The sequence below is a fragment of the Streptomyces sp. NPDC027189 genome, from assembly GCF_055566975.1.
This window is the reverse complement of record NZ_JBVHRI010000002.1, coordinates 609,049-626,834: the sequence shown is the minus strand read 5'-3', so window position 1 is coordinate 626,834 and position 17,786 is coordinate 609,049. Positions and strand designations below refer to the sequence as shown.

The window sequence follows — 17,786 nt, the reverse complement described above, 5'->3', positions numbered from 1 at the left end:
ACGGATGGTTCCGGTGCCGGACACCGGCAGGTGTGCGGCACCGGAACCCGGAGGGGAGTCGTGCACCCCCCGATGAACAGGGGCCGTCCCGGCTGGACTTCGCGGGGCGGACCTGCACCATCCGCACGGGGCGGGTGGACGCCGGTTTCGGTCGCGCCGAGGTCGCCGCCAAGGACGGCTTCACCGGGGTGGTCCAGGTTCGCCGGCACGGCGCCGAGTCACTCGGCAGCGGCAGCACCGGACTGCCGTACGCCTACGACAAGGCCGGCGACTTCTTCTGGGTCGCGCCCTACGACGCGGACCTCAATTCGCGCGGCCAGTCCTTCGCCGTACGCCATGAGTCCCCGATCCGTGAGCCGGTGTGGCGGGCCAGGGGCACGCGCTGGAGGGGCACGGCAAAGGTAAATCCGTTCCCATCGGACGAGTGGGTCATGACGTCGACAAGGTAGAAAGGACGCATGGCGGAGCGCGAGATCCCCGCAGGGGGCACGGACGATGTCGATGCGGTCACTCGGGCGGTGCTGACCGCGTCGCGGCTGCTGGTCGCGGTCTCCGCACGTTCTCTCGCCGAGGTCGAGGAGGGGGTGACACTGCCTCAGTTCCGGATGCTGGTCGTGCTGTCCACCCGTGGAGCAACCAAGCTCGTCACACTCGCCGACCTGCTTCAGGTCGCGCCCTCGACCGCCATGCGCATGATCGACCGGCTGATCGCGGCCGGGCTCGCCGACCGGCAGACCAACCCCGACAACCGCCGCGAGACCCTGCTGCAGCTCACGGAGGAGGGGCGGCACGCGGTCGAGGACGTGACCGCCCGACGCCGCACCGAGATCGCCGCCATCGTCGAGCGGCTCGCCCCGAAGCAGCGCGTGGCACTTGTCGAGGCGCTCACCGCCTTCAACGAGGCGGGCGGCGAACCCCTGGTTCCGGCGATGGACGATCCTGAGCCGCATCCACTGGGCTGGGTGGACGCCGTCGCGGGGCGCAACGCCTGAAATCCCTGTTCCTGGCGCCGAGTCGGCCGGCCGAAGCGCAAACCCCGGCCGGAGCTCTGCCGGTGGTCATCCCGTCGTCGGTGTCGGTGTCGGAGAAGTCGTGTTCACATCCAGACCCGGGGGCAGGTTGAGGGAGAAGACCGGGGACCCCGGCTGGGGAGGCGGCGGAGTCAGCTGGTCCTTGGGGAGTTTCGGCGGGGTGGTCTGCTGGAAGTTGGCCTGGTCGAAATTGACCAGTCCGGTCCGCTCCAGCACCGTGATGTGGTCCAGGACGGTGTCGTTGGCCTGATCGGCGAGCTGACGCACCAGGGTGTTCTGGGTGCTGGCGCGGATCTTGGCGATGACCGGGAAGATCTGGCCGTGGGTCACCCGCATGATGTTGACCGCGGTGGTGTCGAACTGCTTGCCGGTGTTCCCGTCTGCGGTGGCCACGAACTGCTGCTGTTGCGGGCTCGCCTGGTTGGGCAGGGTGATGCCCAGCTCCGGGGCGATCTTCCGGCAGGCTTCGTCGAGGCGTGAGTGCCCGACGACCAGGTGTTTGCCGGCTTCTTTCATCTCCGCCGTGGTGCCCCGCTTCATGGCCATCAACCCCAGGGGGTGCTCCCACAGGCCCGCCGCGCGGACCTTGACGACGAAGTCCCGGTCGGCCTCGGTCAGTGGTCCGTAGCGGGTGTTGGCGATCACGCGGGACGGCGAGGTTGTCGCGTTCTGCACGCCGAGCATCGCCGGGTAGGCGAGGGCGGCGAGAGTCAGGCTCAGTGCGCCGCCCACGAAGACGGTTCCTGCCATGTTGCGTGATAGGCGCATCGTGCCTCCTGAGGTCAGCGGCTGGTACGCCAGGAGGTACGGACAGGCTCAACCGATCCATCATTGCTCTGAGCAAATTTTGCACTCTGCTGTGTGTTGTGCGTCACGCGCCGGTGCGGATATGGCGGCGTGGCAGAGGGTGGATGACGGTCCTGGTGAGGACTGGTCGGCCCGCTCCGGGCCCCTTGAACCCGGCGGAGGGCCCCGGGTGCCGGGGCCGGGTGGCGGCTCGGCGTCCGCTTTCGGGTGACTCGACAGCCTGTCGCCGGAGCGGGACGGTTCGGCGTGTCCGACCATCGCAGTCGCCCGCACCGTCGCCGCCAGGAGGTCGCCGTGCACATCCTGCTCGTGGCCAGCGCGTTCAACAGCCTCACGCAGCGCATGCATGCCGCATTGCGCGACCACGGGCACACGGTCGCGGTGGAACTCGCCCTGCGCGACCGCCCGTTGCCCGAGGCCGTCCGGCGGCACGCGCCGCAACTCGTCCTCGCTCCGATGCTGAAGACGGCGATCCCCCGGGAGGTGTGGGCCGCGTACCCGTGTTTCATCGTCCACCCGGGGCCGTTCGGGGACCGGGGGCCGTCCTCCTTGGACTGGGCGATCCAGGAGGGCGCCGACCGTTGGGGCGTGACGGTCCTTCAGGCCGACGCGGAAATGGACGCCGGGGACGTCTGGGCGTCCGTGGCCTGCCCGGTCCCGCCGGTGGGCAAGAGCGACCTCTACCGCAACGAGATCGCCGACGCGGCGCTGTCGGCCGTCCTGCTCGCCGTGGAGCGCTTCGCCTCGGGGACCTACACCCCGCGCAAACAGGGCGGGGCGCACGCGCCGGACACGCCCGTGCGCATCCGCCCTTACCTCGACCAGAGCGTCCGCCGCATCGATTGGGACGCGGACTGCACCCGGACCGTCCTGGCCAAGCTGCGTGCGGCGGACTCGCAGCCCGGCGTGCTCGACGTGCTGCTCGGCGCCGAGTGGTACCTCCACGGCGGCCACCCCGAGGCCGGCTTGCGCGGCGTCCCGGGTGAGCTGCTGGCCACCAGGACCGGCGCGGTCTGCCGGGCGACGAAGGACGGTGCCGTCTGGATCCCCGAGTTGCGGCGCCGGCGAGCTCCGGGGCAGCCGCCCACGTTCAAACTGCCCGCCGTACTGGCCCTCGGTGACCGGCTGCCTCCCCTCCCGGAGCTCCCTGCGCCGCGCTCCGCGGACCCGCCCGGGCGTACGTGGACCGACATCACGTACCGGGAGGAGGGGAGCGTCGGCTTCCTCTGGTTCTCGTTCCCCGGCGGAGCGATGAACACCGCGCAGTGCCGGCGCCTGCTCGACGCCTACCGGGAGGCGTGCGCGCGTCCCACCTCGGTGCTCGTGCTGGGCGGGCAACGGGACTTCTTCAGCAACGGAATCCACCTCAACGTCATCGAGGCCGCCGAGGATCCCGCCGCCGAGTCCTGGTCCAACATCAACGCCATCGACGACCTCGTCGAGGCGATCCTGACCACCACGGACAGGCTGGTGATCTCCGCTGTCGCGGGCAACGCCGCGGCGGGTGGCGTGATGCTCGCCCTGGCCGCCGACGAGGTGTGGTGCCGCACCGGCTGTGTGCTGAACCCGCACTACCGGCTCATGGGCCTGTACGGCTCGGAGTACTGGACGTACACGCTGCCGCGCCGCGTGGGAGCGGTGACCGCCGAACGGCTCCTGCACGAGGCCCTGCCGATGAGCGCCGGGAGCGCCCGCGACCTCGGGCTCGTCGACCGGGTGGTCGAATGCGGTCCGCAGGACTTCGCCGCAGAGGTCGGACAACTGGCTTCCCGGCTGGCGTCACTGCCGGGATCGCGGTTGCGGATCGCCGGTAAGAAAGCGGAACTGGACCGCCAGGAGAGCAGTGAGCCCCTGGCCGCTTTCCGGGAGCGGGAGCTGGCCCGGATGCGCCGGACGTTCGACGATCCGGACGCCCCCTACCACGCACTGCGGCGCGCGTTCGTCCGCAAGGAACGACCCGCGTGCACGCCGCCACACCTCGACCTCGCCGCGGCGGCGAGGACGGGGCGGGGCCGGACCGGCCCGTGATCGGCCGTATCGCCGGACCGCCCCGCAGCGGCGTCACTGGAACGGCCCGCGATGACGTCTCACCGCGGCCGGATGGCTGGTACGAAGAGGACTGACGGTCGAAATACGGGCTTTCATCCCGATATGGGTTTTCCTGAAAACCTGCGGGTTCTCATCCCTCACCTCTCCGAGGAGGCGGTCCCATGACAGCGGCGACGCCGAGCACGGCCGGCGCAACGGATGCCGGTGGTGCGCCTGCCGACGAGACGCCCACGATCCACATTCTCTGGATCAACGCCGGGCTGAGCTGCGACGGAGACTCGGTCGCGCTCACGGCGGCGATGCAGCCGAGCATCGAACAGATCGCGCTCGGCGCGCTGCCGGGCCTGCCGAAGATCGCTGTCCACTGGCCCCTCATCGACTTCGAGTGCGGCCCGGTGGGTGGCGCGGACACGTTCATCGAATGGTTCTTCAAGGGGGAGCGGGGCGAGATCGATCCGTTCGTCCTGGTCGTCGAGGGGTCCGTCCCCAATGAGGCGATCAAGCCCGAAGGCTACTGGTGCGGCTTCGGCGACAACCCGGAGACCGGCCAGCCGATCACCACCAGCGAGTGGATCGACCGGCTCGCGCCCAAGGCGCTGGCCGTCGTCGCCATCGGCACCTGCGCCACGTACGGGGGTATCCACGCCATGGCGGGCAACCCCACCGGTGCGATGGGCGTGCCCGACTACCTCGGCTGGGACTGGAAGTCCAAGGCCGGCATCCCGATCGTGTGCGTCCCCGGCTGCCCGATCCAGCCCGACAACTTCGCCGAGACACTCACCTACCTGCTCTACCAGGCGGCCGGCTCCGCCCCGATGATCCCCCTCGACGACAAGCTGCGCCCGGCCTGGCTGTTCGGCGCCACCGTGCACGAGGGCTGCGACCGCGCCGGCTACTACGAACAGGGCGACTTCGCCCAGACGTACGACTCGCCCAAGTGCCTGGTCAAGCTCGGCTGCTGGGGCCCGGTCGTCAAGTGCAACGTGCCCAAGCGGGGCTGGATGAACGGCATCGGCGGCTGCCCGAACGTCGGCGGCATCTGCATCGCCTGCACCATGCCCGGATTCCCGGACAAGTTCATGCCGTTCATGGACGAACCCCCGGGGGCGAAGCTGTCCACCAAGGCCAGCGGCGCCTATGGCTCGGTGGTCCGCAGACTGCGCTCCCTCACCCAGCAGACCGTCGACAAGGAACCCAAGTGGCGCCACACCGGACGCAAGCTCACCACCGGATACCGGGCGCCGTGGTGACCCCCCGCCACATCTGAGCCGCATCCCCCGATCCGTCCACACCCTCCCGGACCACCCACACGAAGAAGGGCACGACCCAGACGATGGCACCGACGACGAAGGCGGCCGGTGACGGTAGCGGCCTGATGGAGATGGCCTGGGACCCGATCACACGGATCGTGGGCAGCCTGGGCATCCACACGAAGATCGACTTCAAGCAGAAGCGGGTCGCGGAGTGCTACAGCACCTCGTCCGTCTTCCGTGGCTACAGCGTCTTCATGCGCGGCAAGGATCCCCGCGACGCCCACTTCATCACCAGCCGCATCTGCGGAATCTGCGGCGACAACCACGCCACCTGCTCGGTGTACACGCAGAACATGGCGTACGGCGTGAAGCCCCCGCACCTCGGTGAGTGGATCATCAACCTCGGCGAGTCCGCGGAGTACATGTTCGACCACAACATCTTCCAGGAGAACCTGGTCGGGGTCGACTACTGCGAGAAGATGGTCAAGGAGACCAACCCCGGCGTCCTCGAACTCGCCGAGCGCACCGAGGCGCCGCACGCCGGGGAGCACGGCTACCGCACGATCGCCGACATCATGCGGTCCCTGAACCCCCTCGAGGGCGAGTTCTACCGCGAGGCACTCCAGGTGAGCCGCTACACCCGGGAGATGTTCTGCCTCATGGAGGGCCGCCATGTGCACCCCTCCACGCTCTACCCGGGCGGCGTGGGCACCGTCGCCTCCGTACAGCTCTTCACGGACTACCTCAGCCGTCTGATGCGCTACGTGGAGTTCATGAAGCGCGTCGTCCCCCTGCACGACGACCTCTTCGACTTCTTCTACGAGGCGCTGCCCGGATACGAGGAAGTGGGGCGACGGCGGGTCCTGCTCGGCTGCTGGGGAGCGCTCAACGACCCCGAGTACTGCGACTTCACCTACGCCAACATGACGGACTGGGGCCGACGGATGTTCGTCACCCCCGGCATCATCGTGGACGGCAAGCTCGTCACCAACGACCTCACCGAGATCAACCTCGGCATCCGCATCCTGCTGGGCAGTTCCTACTACGAGGACTGGCAGGGCCAGGAGCAGTTCGTCACGCACGACCCGCTCGGCAACCCGGTCGACCCGCGCCACCCCTGGAACCAGCACACCATCCCCGCCCCGCAGAAGCGGAACTTCGACGACAAGTACAGCTGGGTCATGTCGCCCCGCTGGTTCGACGGCAAGGACCACCTCGCCCTGGACACCGGTGGCGGCCCCATCGCCCGCCTGTGGTCCACCGCGCTGTCCGGGCTCGTCGACACCGGCTATGTGAAGGCCACCGGCAACAGCGTGGTCATCAACCTGCCCCGCACCATGACCAAGCCCGAGACCACCTTCGAGTGGAAGATCCCGAAGTGGAGCAACGCGCTCGAGCGGAACCGGGCGCGCACCTACTTCCAGGCCTACACCGCCGCCGTCGCTCTGCACTTCGCGGAGAAGGGGCTGGAGGAGGTCCGGTCCGGACGCACCCAGACCTGGGAGAAGTTCGAGGTGCCCGACGAGAGCATCGGCGTCGGCTTCACCGAGGCCGTGCGCGGTGTCCTCTCCCACCACATGGTGATCCGCGACGGCAAGATCGCCAACTACCACCCGTACCCGCCGACCCCGTGGAACGCCAGCACCAGGGACTCCTTCGGTACGCCCGGCCCGTACGAGGACGCCGTGCAGAACACGCCGATCTTCGAGGAGAACACCCCGGAGAACTTCAAGGGCATCGACATCATGCGCACCGTCCGCAGCTTCGACCCCTGTCTGCCCTGCGGCGTGCACATGTACGTCGGTGGCGGCAAGACCGTACAGAAGATGCATGTGCCCACCGGCCTGAGCGGACTGGGCGGATGAGCGCGGGCACGACGGTCGACCCGACGAAGGCGACACAGGCGGTGGACGCGGTGCGGACCGGGCGGCGGATCGAGGACGTGCTCGACCGGCTCGCCGCCACCGGCGACCCGGCCGCCCGCGCGGCGGCCGAGGAACTGGTACAGGCTCTCATGGACTTCTACGGGGCGGGTCTGGCCCGGATGCTCCAGTTGCTGTCCTCACCTCAGGACCGCGGCGCCGCCCCCGTGACGGCCTTGCTCGGCGACGAACTGGTCGCCGGCCTCCTCGTCCTGCACGACCTCCATCCAGAGGACCGGACGACCCGTATCGGCAGGGCGCTCGACAGCGTCCGCGAACACGACCTGGAGGTCGTGGACTTCGACGAGTCGACCGGGACACTCAGGCTGCGGGCGGCCGGCGCCGCGGGATGCGGCTGCGGCGGAAGCGGTGCGACGGCCCAGCAGGCGGCCGAGGACGCGTTCGCCTGTTTCGCGCCCGAGGTCACGGTCGTCGAAGTGCAGTCCGCGGGTATGTCCAGGGAGCCCGCACTGCTCCAGATCGGCGTCGGCCCCGGCACCCGCGCCGGCGCGTGTCCGGCCCCGGCGAAGACCCCATGAGCGCGTCCTTCGCCCCCGGCCGGGCCACCCGCGGCCCCGGACTGCGCAGATTCCTGACCGGGCGTCAGCCGCAGCCGGAGCGGTGCGGGCTGTGCGCGGTGGCGGTGGACGACGCGAGCCACCGGCACCTGGTGGACACCGAGAAACGGGCCATCGTCTGCGCCTGCCCGTCCTGCGCCCTGCTGATGGAGCAGCCGGGCGCCGCCGCGGGCCGCTTCCGTCTGGTGCCGGACCGCTGTCTCGTCGACCCGGACCACCACCTCGACGACGGTGCCTGGGAGGCACTGCAGATCCCGGTCGGCGTCGCGTTCTTCTTCCGCAACGCCGCGCTCGACCGGCTGGTGGCCCTCTACCCGAGCCCGGCCGGGGCCACCGAGAGCGAGCTCGAACCGGCGACCTGGGCGAGCGTCCTCGGTGACAGCCGCCTCGCCGAACTGCTCGAACCCGATGTGGAAGCGCTCCTGTTGCGCCGCACCGACGGCCGCTGCGAGTGCTATCTCGTACCGATCGACATCTGCTACGAACTGGTCGGCCGGATGCGCCTGTTGTGGCAGGGCTTCGACGGCGGGGCCGAGGCCCGCGCCGCGCTCGACGCGTTCTTCGAGCAGGTCGGGCAACGCGCCCGCACCGTGGAGAAGGAGAACCGGCCGTGACGGAGTTCTCCTTCGCCTGCACCGGCGTCCGCGCCGACCGGTACGCCGCCGGACCCACCCTGGTGTTCCGGCTGCGCATCACCGCGACCGGCGACGAACCGGTCCACGCCCTGGCGCTGCGCTGCCAGATCCGCATCGAGCCCGCCCGGCGCGGCTACGAGGCAGCCGAAGCCGGCGCCCTCACCGACCTCTTCGGCGAGCGCTCGCGCTGGGGCAGCACCCTCCATCCCGTGCAGTTCGCCCAGGTCTCCGTCATGGTCCCCGCCTTCTCCCGGGAGACCGAGACGGACCTCGTCGTGCCCTGCACCTACGACATGGACATCGCCGCGACCCGTTACTTCGCCGCGCTCACCGGCGGCGAGGTACCCCTGCTGATGCTCTTCTCCGGCACGGCGTTCACCGGAGCGGGCGGCTTCCGCGTCGAACCCGTCCCCTGGGACCGGGAGGCGGCCTTCCGGATGCCGGTCGCGATCTGGCGGGAGATGGTCGAGCAGCACTTTCCCGGCTGCGGCTGGATCCGGCTGCCCCGCGACACCATGGACGCCCTGCTCGCCTTCCGCTCACGACGGGCCCTGCCCTCCTGGGAGGCGACCGTGCGGGCCCTGCTCGACGAGGCGGGCACGGCAGCCCCGCCCCGGCAGGGCCCGGCCCTGACCAGCATCACCGGAAGGACCGCTCCGTGAGCGTGACCGCGTTCGCCCCGGAGACCGAGGAACGCCTCGCCGTCGCCCGGCAGGTGGCCGACGCCGTCCTCTTCGAGGGCTATGTGCTCTACCCCTACCGTGCCTCGGCGGCCAAGAACCGGTTGCGCTGGCAGTTCGGCGTCCTCGTACCGCCCGCCTGGGGCGCCGCGTGCGAGGAGCACGACTTCCAGCACACCGAATGCCTGATGGAACCGAGGGCGGGCGCCACCCTGGCGGTCGAGCTGCGCTTTCTGCGCGCCCGGCGGCGTACGGTCCAACAGGCGCGCCCGGACGGCGGCTTCGACACGGTCTCCGAACTCCGGCTCGGGGACCGGACCCTGGTCCCCTGGGACGAGGGGACCGAGGAGCGCGTCGAGGCGGTCGTGCCGGTGGACGAACTCATGGGCGACGGGGTCACGATCCCCTTCGACCGCCCTGCGGGGGAGGAGAGCGAGCCCGTCCTCGACGAGGCCGGTCATCCCGTCGGCCGCACGATCCGCCGTTACGAGGAGATCAGTGGCGCACTGCGGCTTTCGGCGTGTGAACTCGGCGGGCCCTACCGGGTGTTGCGGCTGACCGCCGTCGTCGAGAACACCAGCACCTGGACACCCCCGGACGGCCCGGCTGCCGACCGCGATGCCGCCCTCCCGCGCTCCCTGGTGGCGTCCCACCTCCTCATGGGACTGAGCGCCGGGTCTTTCCTGTCGATGACCGATCCCCCCGAGTGGGCGAAGGGCGCGATCGCGTCCTGCCGCAATCTGCACACCTGGCCCGTACTCGCCGGCGAACCCGGCCGCGCCGATGTGGTGCTCTCCTCACCGATCATCCTGGAGGACCACCCGGCCATCGCTCCGGAAAGTCCCGGTGCGCTGTACGACGCCACCGAGATCGACGAGATCCTCGCGCTGCGCACGGCCGCCCTCACCGACGAGGAGAAGCGCGAGGCCCGCGGCACCGACGAACGGGCGGCCGCCGTGATCGACCTCGCGGACTCGATGCCCCCCGAGGTCCTGGAGCGCCTGCACGGAGCGGTGCGCAGCCTGCGCGAGGTGACGGGATCGGCTCCCGCTCCCGCCGCCACCGGGTTCCCCGACGAGTACGGCGTGCAGCGTCCGGACACCCCGTGGTGGGACCCGGCGAGCGAGGCAGGCTTCGACCCGGGACACGACCGGGTCGTCGTCGACGGCCGGTCGCTGGGAGCGGGAAGCCGGGTGGTGCTGCGACCGGGACAGCGGCGCACCGACGCGCAGGACTTGTTCCTGACGGGGCGTACGGCGAAGGTCGAGGCCGTCCTGCACGACGTGGACGGCGGCGTGCACCTGGCGGTGACGGTGGAGGACGACCCGGGCGCCGACATCCGCCGTGAGCAGGGACGCTTCCTGTACTTCCAGCCCGACGAGGTCGCACCGCTGGAGGACGGCGCATGAGCCTGCCCCTTGACCCGCTCCGCCGGGACAGCGGTCTCCCGGACCCGCTCCGCCGGGACAGCGGCAGGGTGCTCGTCGCCGGTATCGGGAACATCTTCCTCGGGGACGACGGCTTCGGCGTCGAAACCGTGCGCGTACTCGCCGGGAGGCAACTGCCCCCGCATGTCGAGGCCGTGGACATCGGCGTACGGGGCGTACATCTCGCGTACCAGGTCCTCGACGGCTACGACACTCTCATCCTGGTGGACGCCACCGCGCGGGGCGAGGATCCCGGCACTCTCTACGTGATCGAGCACGACACCGCCGGCGGAGGCGAGCCGCACGGCGCACCGCTCGACGGCCACCGGATGACCCCCGACACCGTACTCGCGCTGCTGGGCACGCTCTGTGCCGGAACCGGCGGGCAGCCGCCGCGGCGCACGCTGGTGGTGGGATGCGAACCCGCCTCGGTGGCGGAGGGCATCGGTCTCAGCCCGCCGGTCTCCGCCGCCGTACCCGAAGCCGTCCGGCTGATCGAAGAGTTGCTGTGGGCCGACCAGCCGCGAGAGCCCGCGCCGCGGGCCGCGGCCGGCGGCGCCGGCATGTGAGGAGACACGGAATGATCAAGACCCTCGTCGGCGGCGCGCTGGCCGCCGCTGTCGCCGTCGTCGTCGTGCAGTCCCTGCCCGACATCAGACGCTATCTGCGGATGCGCTGTATGTGAGCCGACGCCCACCCCGCGGGCGTACGCCGTTGCGGCGAACGGCGTAGGCGGCCGGGCGGCGACGGCGTGCCGGTCCGCCGCCCGGTACCGCCTCCTCTCTAATGAGGGGCGGCGGACGCCTGCCCGACAGGCCGATCGGCTCGATGGCGGTCGGTGGACAGCGGCCTCCGCCAGGACGGAGACCGATGCACGAGATGTCCATCGCGCTGGCGGTGATCGGCCAGGTGGAAGAGGCGGCGTCGCGGGCCGGTGACATCACGGCCGTGCGCTCGGTACGGCTCCAGGTGGGCGAACTGGCCGGCGTCGTACCCGATGCCCTTTCGTTCTGCTTCGAACTGGCCTGCGCCGGGACGGTGCTGGAAGGTGCCGAACTGGTCACCGACGCTGTGCCGGGCCGGGCCCGTTGCGCTCCATGCCGACACGAATGGGCCGTCGGCATGCCGCCCCGGCTGACCTGCCCGCGGTGCGGCGGAGCCACCACCGACCTGCTGTCGGGCCGTGAACTGCAGATCGTGAGCGTGCACTGGGAGGACGGCCCGACGCACGCACCCACCCGCGAACCGATCCCCGAGGAGCGCTGAACCATGTGCCGTGTGGTCGACCTGCAGCAGGCCGTCCTGGCCAAGAACGACGCGACCGCGCACACCCTGCGCGCCGGCCTTGCGGCCCGCGACACCACGGTCGTCAATCTGCTGTCCAGCCCCGGCAGCGGCAAGACCGCCCTGCTGGAACGGGAGTTGGCGCTGGCCCGGGAGCGGTCCGTGCCGGTTGCGGCACTCACCGCCGATCTCGCCACCGAGAACGACGCGGAGCGCCTGGCGCGCTCGGGCGTCCCGGTCAAGCAGGTCCTCACGGACGGGCTGTGCCACTTGGAGGCCGGGATGCTCGGCCGCCACCTGGAGGGCTGGCTGCCCGACGGCACCCGGCTGCTGTTCGTGGAGAACGTCGGCAACCTGGTCTGCCCGGCCTCCTACGACCTCGGCGAGACTTTGAGAGTCGTGCTCGCCTCCGTCACGGAGGGCGAGGACAAGCCGCTGAAGTACCCCACCGCCTTCGGCCTCGCCCACTTGGTGGTGGTCACCAAGACCGACATCGCCGAGGCCGTCGAATTCGACGAGGGGGCGTTCCGCGCGAACGTCGAGCGGGTCAACCCCGGAGTGGAGGTGCTGCTCACCTCGGCCCGCCGGGACCGGGGCGTCGGTGCCCTGCTCGACCGGGCGCTGGCGGCCGCGAACGGATCCCCCCTGCACTCTCCCGTCATGGCGCGTCAGCCCGATGTCTCCGCGCACGCCCACCATCACACCCAGGAGCACCCGCACGGCACCGGCGCCCTGGCGCAGTCCCGCTCGTGAGCGGTCCGCAGTCCTCGACCGCGGTCGCAGTGGAGCCGCCGCTGCGCCGTCGGGTCACCGTGCGGGGCGTGGTGCAGGGTGTCGGCTTCCGGCCGTACGTCTACACCCTCGCCACCGGCTTGAACCTGTCCGGGAACGTGACCAACACCCCCGAGGGCGTCATCGCGGAAGTCGAGGGAACACCCGCTGCGGTCGCCCGGTTCTGCGATCGGATCGCCCCGCACGCACCGCCGCTGGCCCGGGTGGACTCCGTCGACCACCAGGAGGTGCCCACCACCGGCGACGCCGCGTTCACCATCCTCGCCTCCCGCACGGACGGACCGGCCGGGACGCTGATCCCCCCGGACACCGCGACCTGCGCCGAGTGCCTGCGCGAACTCGCCGATCCCGCCGACCGGCGCCATCGCCACCCCTTCATCAACTGCACGCACTGCGGCCCCCGGTTCACGATCGTCACCGGCCTGCCCTACGACCGGGCCCACACCACCATGGCGGGCTTCCCGATGTGCCCCGACTGCGCCCGCGAGTACGCCGATCCGGCCGACCGGCGCTTTCACGCGCAACCCGTCGCCTGCCCGGCCTGCGGCCCGCGGTTGCGCCTGCTCGTCCCCCGGGCGGGCCTCGGCGGGCCACCGACGGACGTGTCCTGGCAAGCGGATCCCGTCGCCGAGGCGCGCAGACTCCTGGCGAGCGGCGCGATCCTCGCCGTCAAAGGGCTTGGCGGCTACCACCTGGCCTGCGATGCGACCGATCCCGCAGCCGTCGCCCTGCTGCGCCGCCGAAAGGCCAGAGGGGACAAGCCGTTCGCCGTCATGGCCCGGAGCCTCGACGACATCGCCCACCTCGTCCGGATCGACCCCGAGGAGCGGAGCCTGCTCGCCGGTGCCACCAGACCCATCGTGCTGCTGCGGCGCCGTACGGAGGCACTGGTCGCGCCGGGAGCACCACGTCCGGCCGAGTCGGTCGCACCCGGCAGCCCCGACCTCGGCATCATGCTGCCGTACACCCCCCTGCACCACCTGCTGTTCGGCCTGTCCGGCGACCCCGAGGGCCCCCGGCTGCTCGTCATGACCAGCGGCAACGTGGCCGGCGAGCCGATCGTCACCGACGACGAGGAGGCGCTGGAGAGGCTGGCTCACCTGGCCGACGGCTGGCTCACCCACGACCGGCCGATCCATGTGCCGTGCGACGACTCCGTGGTGCGCGTGTGCGACGGCGAGCCGCTGCTGGTGCGCCGCGCCCGTGGCTATGCGCCCCTGCCGCTGACCCTTCCGGTGGCCGTGCGCCCGGCACTGGCCGTCGGCGGGGACCTCAAGAACGTGTTCTGCCTCGGCGAAGGCCGCCGGGCCTGGCTCTCCGCCCACATCGGGGACATGGACGACCTCGCCACTCAGCGGGCCTTCGAGCGTGCCACGGCACAACTGGAGTCGATTACTCCGGTGGGTCCCGAACTACTGGCGGCCGACCGGCATCCCGGGTACCGCTCGGCACGCTGGGCCGACCGGAACGCGGCGGGCCGACCAGTCGTACGCGTCCAGCACCATCACGCCCATGTCGCCGCCGCGATGGCCGAACGAGGACTGGACGGCAGTCGGCCGGTGATCGGTGTCGCCTTCGACGGCACCGGCTACGGCGACGACGGAGCGGTGTGGGGCGGGGAGATCCTGCTCGCGGACTACGACGGCTTCACCCGGTTCGGGCATCTCGCGTATGTGCCGCTGCCCGGCGGGGACGCCGCGGTGCACCGGCCGTACCGGATGGCGCTAGCGCACCTGCGCGCTGCCGGGATCGGCTGGTCGGACGAGCTCGCCTGCGTCGCCGCCTGCCCGCCCGACGAACGCCTCGTGCTGGAACGGCAGTTGGAGCGTCACCTGAACTGCGTCCCCACCTCCAGCATGGGCCGGCTCTTCGACGCCGTGTCCTCCCTCGCGGGCGTCTGCCACCGGGCCGGATACGAAGCCCAGGCGGCGGTCGAACTGGAGGCCGCCGCGCTGCTGGCGCCCGCCGGGGACAGCGCCGCGTACGCGTTCGACGTACGGGAGGCCGGGCCGGACGGCGGTGCGGTGCGCGCGCCCACCGGCTCCGGGTCCGGGGGCGACCCGCGAGGCGCTGATTCCGGGCCCGGCTTGGCGGGCGGCGTGCCGTGGGCGGCTGCCGCAGCCGAGCCGGGCGGCGGCGCGCTCCGGGCGGTCACCGGCCCGGAGGCGGCGGTCCGCTTGGCGACACGGACGGATACCGCCGGGGAGCCGTCGGGCCGCGTTGCGACACGGACGGATACCGCGCCCGCGCCGGCGGATCAGACGCCCTTCGTGGCGGATCCGGCTCCCGTGCTGGCCGCCGTCGTCGAGGATCTGCGCGCGGGCGCGGGGCCCGCCCTGGTCGCGGCCCGCTTCCACCGGGCCGTCACCGGTCTCGTGCACCGCATCTGTGTGCTGGCGCGCGAGCGGCACGGACTGGAGACGGTCGCCCTGACCGGCGGGGTGTTCGCCAATGCCCTGCTCTCCTCGGCGTGCGCGGCGGCCCTGGCCACGGACGGTTTCACGGTGCTGCGCCACCACCTGGTCCCGCCGGGCGACGGCGGTCTGGCTCTCGGCCAGCTCGTGGTCGCCGCGCGCGCCGCGGACCGCCCCCGAGCCACCGACTGACGAACCGACCCGGCGGCGCCGGGCGGCGACGCACGACCCACAGCGAGGAGAGGCCCATGTGCCTGGCGGTACCCGGCAGAGTGCTGGACATCGAGGAGCGTGACGGCACCCGAATGGCCAACGTCGACTTCGGCGGTGTGGTCAAGGAGGTGTGCCTGGAGTATCTGCCCGACCTCCAGGTCGGCGAGTACGCCATCGTCCACGTCGGCTTCGCCCTGCAGCGTCTGGACGAGGAGTCGGCCAAGCAGACGCTCGAACTCTTCGCCACCCTCGGCATGCTGCAGGAGGAGTTCGGCGACCCCTGGGAAATGGCCGCGGAAGCGGGCGGGGCCCTGCCGACCGCGGGAGAGGAGGCGCGGAAGTGAAGTACATCGACGAGTTCCAGGACCCGGACCTGGCGCGCCGGCTGCTCGACGACATCCACTCGACGGTCACCAGGCCGTGGGCGCTGATGGAGGTCTGCGGCGGCCAGACGCATACGATCATCCGGCACGGCATCGACCAACTCCTGCCGGACCAGGTCGAGTTGATCCACGGCCCCGGTTGTCCCGTGTGCGTGACTCCGCTGGAGGTCATCGACAAGGCACTGGAGATCGCCTCCCGGCCGGGGGTGATCTTCTGCTCCTTCGGCGACATGCTCCGCGTGCCCGGAACGGGACGGGACCTCTTCCAGGTGCGCGGCGCAGGCGGAGACGTACGGGTCGTCTACTCGCCGCTCGACGCCCTGAGGATCGCCCAGCAGAACCCGGACCGTGAAGTGGTGTTCTTCGGCATCGGCTTCGAGACGACCGCGCCCCCCAATGCGATGACGGTGTATCAGGCCCGCAGGCTCGGCATCCCGAACTTCAGTCTGCTGGTGTCCCATGTGCGCGTACCACCCGCCATCGAGGCGATCATGCGGTCCCCGAGCTGCCGGGTCCAGGGCTTTCTGGCGGCCGGGCACGTGTGCAGCGTGATGGGCGTGGGGGAGTACCCGGCACTGGCGGAGCGCTTCCGCGTCCCGATCGTCGTCACGGGATTCGAACCCCTGGACATCCTCGAAGGCGTACGCCGGACCGTGGCGCAGCTGGAGCGCGGCGAACACACCGTGGACAACGCCTACCCCCGTGCCGTCCGCCCGGAAGGGAACCCGGCCGCGCGGGCCATGCTGGAGGACGTCTTCGAAGTCACCGACCGGTCCTGGCGCGGCATCGGCGTGATCCCCGGCAGCGGCTGGCGACTGTCCCCGAAGTACCGTGACTACGACGCCGAGTACCGTTTCTCGGTCGACGGCATCCAGACCCGGGAACCGGCCGAGTGCCGCAGCGGTGAGGTCCTGCAGGGGCTGCTCAAGCCGCACGAGTGCGAGGCGTTCGGCACCCTGTGCACACCTCGCACCCCGCTCGGAGCCACCATGGTCTCCAGCGAGGGCGCCTGCGCCGCGTATTACCTCTACCGGCGCCTGGACCTCACTCCCGCGACCCGGGAGGCGAGCCCCGTTGTCTGAGACGACAGAAACCACCGGCCTGCGTACGCCGGTACTCGACCCCGCGGCCTGGACCTGCCCGGCTCCGCTGCGCGACCAGTCCCGTGTCGTCATGGGCCACGGCGGGGGCGGGGCGCTCTCCGCCGAACTGGTCCAGCACATCTTCGCGCCCGCCTTCGGCGGAGAGGTGCTCGGCCAGCTGGGGGACGCCGCGGCGCTGTCGCTGGGCGGTGTCCGCATGGCCTTCTCCACCGACTCGTTCGTGGTGCGGCCGTTGTTCTTCCCCGGTGGCAGCATCGGCGACCTCGCCGTCAACGGCACCGTCAATGATCTCGCCATGAGCGGTGCCCGGGCGGCCTACCTCTCCTGCGGCTTCATCCTGGAGGAGGGCGTCGAGATGGAGACCGTCGCCCGCGTGGCCGAGGCACTCGGCGCGGCGGCCCGGGCCGCGGGTGTCGAAGTGGCGACGGGCGACACGAAGGTCGTGGAGGCCGGTCACGGCGACGGGATCTTCATCAACACGGCCGGCATCGGGCTCATCCCGGCGGGCGTCGATCTGCGTCCGCAGCGGGTCGTTCCCGGCGATGTCGTGATGGTCAGCGGCGCGATCGGCGTGCATGGCGTGGCGATCATGAGCGTCCGCGAGGGCCTGGAATTCGGGGTGGAGATCGAGAGCGACTGCGCGGCGCTCGGCGGTCTGGTCGAAGCCATGCTCGCTGTCACCCCGGACCTGCACGTACTGCGCGATCCCACACGAGGTGGGCTGGCGGCCGCGCTCAACGAGATCGCGGCGGCCTCCGGCACCGGTGTCGTCATCCGGGAGCGCGATGTCCCGGTCCCGCCCGCTGTCGCCAACGCCTGCGCCGTGCTCGGCCTGGACCCCATGTACGTCGCCAATGAGGGAAAGCTGGTGGCCTTCGTGCCACGCGAGTACGCCGACGCCGTACTGGACGCGATGCGGGCGCATCCGCTGGGTACGGAATCCAGGATCGTCGGCGAGGCGGTCGAGGCCCATCCGGGCATGGTGGTGGCCCGCACCGGGCTGGGCGGAACCCGGGTGGTCGACATGCCGATCGGGGAGCAGCTGCCAAGGATCTGCTGACACATGGCCGGCCGAGGAGGCGGCGGGGAGACGACGCCGGACCGCGTCTCCTCGCCGCCCGACAACTGCACCGGCCCGCCCACTTCCTGGGGATCCGCTGCCCCAGCGGACACACAGGGCGTCACCCCCGACCGGCAAGATCGCCGATTACGGCT

At 71.2% G+C, this 17,786-nt stretch carries 17 protein-coding genes and 1 pseudogene; 17 read left to right on the top strand and 1 reads right to left on the bottom strand.

All coding sequences use genetic code 11. The features are described 5' to 3' along the window. Nucleotides 1-68: 68 nt before the first annotated feature. Nucleotides 69-314: pseudogene (locus tag ACZ4RZ_RS07320) on the top strand (hypothetical protein); the annotation flags it as partial. A 144-nt stretch (nt 315-458) separates the two neighbouring features. Then, complete coding sequence (locus tag ACZ4RZ_RS07315; RefSeq protein ID WP_467742891.1) at nt 459-992, top strand: MarR family winged helix-turn-helix transcriptional regulator; 534 nt, start codon at nt 459-461, stop codon at nt 990-992. Between the two features lie 66 nt (nt 993-1,058). Here the strand turns inward: ACZ4RZ_RS07315 and ACZ4RZ_RS07310 are convergent, their stop codons facing one another. Continuing rightward, the gene (locus ACZ4RZ_RS07310) at nt 1,059-1,799 is read right to left on the bottom strand and encodes a DUF4142 domain-containing protein (RefSeq protein ID WP_467742889.1); all 741 of its coding nucleotides are present in this window, start codon (nt 1,797-1,799) and stop codon (nt 1,059-1,061) included. Nucleotides 1,800-2,132: 333 nt separating this feature from the next. On the opposite strand from ACZ4RZ_RS07310, the gene ACZ4RZ_RS07305 reads away from it, so the two are divergent. The 15 genes from ACZ4RZ_RS07305 (at nt 2,133) to hypE (ending at nt 17,631) form a co-directional block, all read left to right on the top strand. Continuing rightward, entirely contained in the window at nt 2,133-3,866 is a 1,734-nt protein-coding gene (locus tag ACZ4RZ_RS07305) for an enoyl-CoA hydratase-related protein (protein ID WP_467743093.1), read from the top strand. A 182-nt stretch (nt 3,867-4,048) separates the two neighbouring features. Further along, nucleotides 4,049-5,137 (top strand): NADH-quinone oxidoreductase subunit B family protein, encoded by a 1,089-nt coding sequence (locus ACZ4RZ_RS07300; RefSeq protein ID WP_467742887.1) that lies wholly within the window; start codon nt 4,049-4,051, stop codon nt 5,135-5,137. A gap of 83 nt (nt 5,138-5,220) precedes the next feature. Further along, a complete protein-coding gene (locus ACZ4RZ_RS07295; RefSeq protein WP_467742885.1) occupies nt 5,221-7,005 on the top strand; it encodes a nickel-dependent hydrogenase large subunit in 1,785 nt (594 codons plus the stop codon). Further along, nucleotides 7,002-7,601, top strand: a complete 600-nt coding sequence (locus tag ACZ4RZ_RS07290) for a hypothetical protein (protein ID WP_467742883.1) — start codon at nt 7,002-7,004, stop codon at nt 7,599-7,601. Before ACZ4RZ_RS07295 ends, ACZ4RZ_RS07290 begins: the two co-directional genes overlap by 4 nt. Then, nucleotides 7,598-8,254 carry a DUF5947 family protein gene (locus ACZ4RZ_RS07285; RefSeq protein ID WP_467742881.1) on the top strand — a complete coding sequence of 219 codons (657 nt, stop codon included), beginning with the start codon at nt 7,598-7,600 and terminating at the stop codon, nt 8,252-8,254. Before ACZ4RZ_RS07290 ends, ACZ4RZ_RS07285 begins: the two co-directional genes overlap by 4 nt. Beyond that, entirely contained in the window at nt 8,251-8,937 is a 687-nt protein-coding gene (locus ACZ4RZ_RS07280; RefSeq protein WP_467742880.1) for a DUF6084 family protein, read from the top strand. The genes ACZ4RZ_RS07285 and ACZ4RZ_RS07280 overlap by 4 nt, the downstream gene beginning before the upstream one ends. Continuing rightward, the gene (locus tag ACZ4RZ_RS07275; RefSeq protein WP_467742878.1) at nt 8,934-10,364 is read left to right on the top strand and encodes a hypothetical protein; all 1,431 of its coding nucleotides are present in this window, start codon (nt 8,934-8,936) and stop codon (nt 10,362-10,364) included. The genes ACZ4RZ_RS07280 and ACZ4RZ_RS07275 overlap by 4 nt, the downstream gene beginning before the upstream one ends. Then, nucleotides 10,361-10,951 (top strand): hydrogenase maturation protease, encoded by a 591-nt coding sequence (locus ACZ4RZ_RS07270; RefSeq protein ID WP_467742876.1) that lies wholly within the window; start codon nt 10,361-10,363, stop codon nt 10,949-10,951. Before ACZ4RZ_RS07275 ends, ACZ4RZ_RS07270 begins: the two co-directional genes overlap by 4 nt. An 11-nt stretch (nt 10,952-10,962) precedes the next feature. Further along, complete coding sequence (locus ACZ4RZ_RS07265; protein ID WP_467742874.1) at nt 10,963-11,067, top strand: DUF6893 family small protein; 105 nt, start codon at nt 10,963-10,965, stop codon at nt 11,065-11,067. 185 nt (nt 11,068-11,252) lie between these two features. Then, complete coding sequence (locus ACZ4RZ_RS07260) at nt 11,253-11,648, top strand: hydrogenase maturation nickel metallochaperone HypA/HybF (RefSeq protein WP_467742872.1); 396 nt, start codon at nt 11,253-11,255, stop codon at nt 11,646-11,648. 3 nt (nt 11,649-11,651) lie between these two features. After that, the gene (hypB, locus tag ACZ4RZ_RS07255; RefSeq protein WP_467742870.1) at nt 11,652-12,419 is read left to right on the top strand and encodes a hydrogenase nickel incorporation protein HypB; all 768 of its coding nucleotides are present in this window, start codon (nt 11,652-11,654) and stop codon (nt 12,417-12,419) included. Next, entirely contained in the window at nt 12,416-15,064 is a 2,649-nt protein-coding gene (hypF, locus tag ACZ4RZ_RS07250) for a carbamoyltransferase HypF (protein WP_467742868.1), read from the top strand. The genes hypB and hypF overlap by 4 nt, the downstream gene beginning before the upstream one ends. A 56-nt stretch (nt 15,065-15,120) precedes the next feature. Next, the gene (locus ACZ4RZ_RS07245) at nt 15,121-15,429 is read left to right on the top strand and encodes a HypC/HybG/HupF family hydrogenase formation chaperone (RefSeq protein WP_467742866.1); all 309 of its coding nucleotides are present in this window, start codon (nt 15,121-15,123) and stop codon (nt 15,427-15,429) included. Further along, nucleotides 15,426-16,550: a hydrogenase formation protein HypD gene (hypD, locus tag ACZ4RZ_RS07240; protein ID WP_467742864.1), complete on the top strand. Its 1,125-nt coding sequence runs from the start codon at nt 15,426-15,428 to the stop codon at nt 16,548-16,550. The genes ACZ4RZ_RS07245 and hypD overlap by 4 nt, the downstream gene beginning before the upstream one ends. Next, nucleotides 16,543-17,631: a hydrogenase expression/formation protein HypE gene (gene hypE, locus ACZ4RZ_RS07235; RefSeq protein ID WP_467742862.1), complete on the top strand. Its 1,089-nt coding sequence runs from the start codon at nt 16,543-16,545 to the stop codon at nt 17,629-17,631. The genes hypD and hypE overlap by 8 nt, the downstream gene beginning before the upstream one ends. Nucleotides 17,632-17,786 lie beyond the last annotated feature (155 nt).

Excerpts from the sequence above, each read along its gene's own strand:
- ACZ4RZ_RS07315 (WP_467742891.1), top strand. The coding sequence starts at position 459 with ATGGCGGAGCGCGAGATCCCCGCAGGGGGCACGGACGATGTCGATGCG.
- ACZ4RZ_RS07310 (WP_467742889.1), bottom strand. The coding sequence starts at position 1,799 with ATGCGCCTATCACGCAACATGGCAGGAACCGTCTTCGTGGGCGGCGCA.
- ACZ4RZ_RS07300 (WP_467742887.1), top strand. The coding sequence starts at position 4,049 with ATGACAGCGGCGACGCCGAGCACGGCCGGCGCAACGGATGCCGGTGGT.
- ACZ4RZ_RS07295 (WP_467742885.1), top strand. The coding sequence starts at position 5,221 with ATGGCACCGACGACGAAGGCGGCCGGTGACGGTAGCGGCCTGATGGAG.
- ACZ4RZ_RS07290 (WP_467742883.1), top strand. The coding sequence starts at position 7,002 with ATGAGCGCGGGCACGACGGTCGACCCGACGAAGGCGACACAGGCGGTG.
- ACZ4RZ_RS07285 (WP_467742881.1), top strand. The coding sequence starts at position 7,598 with ATGAGCGCGTCCTTCGCCCCCGGCCGGGCCACCCGCGGCCCCGGACTG.
- ACZ4RZ_RS07270 (WP_467742876.1), top strand. The coding sequence starts at position 10,361 with ATGAGCCTGCCCCTTGACCCGCTCCGCCGGGACAGCGGTCTCCCGGAC.
- ACZ4RZ_RS07265 (WP_467742874.1), top strand. The coding sequence starts at position 10,963 with ATGATCAAGACCCTCGTCGGCGGCGCGCTGGCCGCCGCTGTCGCCGTC.
- ACZ4RZ_RS07260 (WP_467742872.1), top strand. The coding sequence starts at position 11,253 with ATGCACGAGATGTCCATCGCGCTGGCGGTGATCGGCCAGGTGGAAGAG.
- hypB (WP_467742870.1), top strand. The coding sequence starts at position 11,652 with ATGTGCCGTGTGGTCGACCTGCAGCAGGCCGTCCTGGCCAAGAACGAC.
- ACZ4RZ_RS07245 (WP_467742866.1), top strand. The coding sequence starts at position 15,121 with ATGTGCCTGGCGGTACCCGGCAGAGTGCTGGACATCGAGGAGCGTGAC.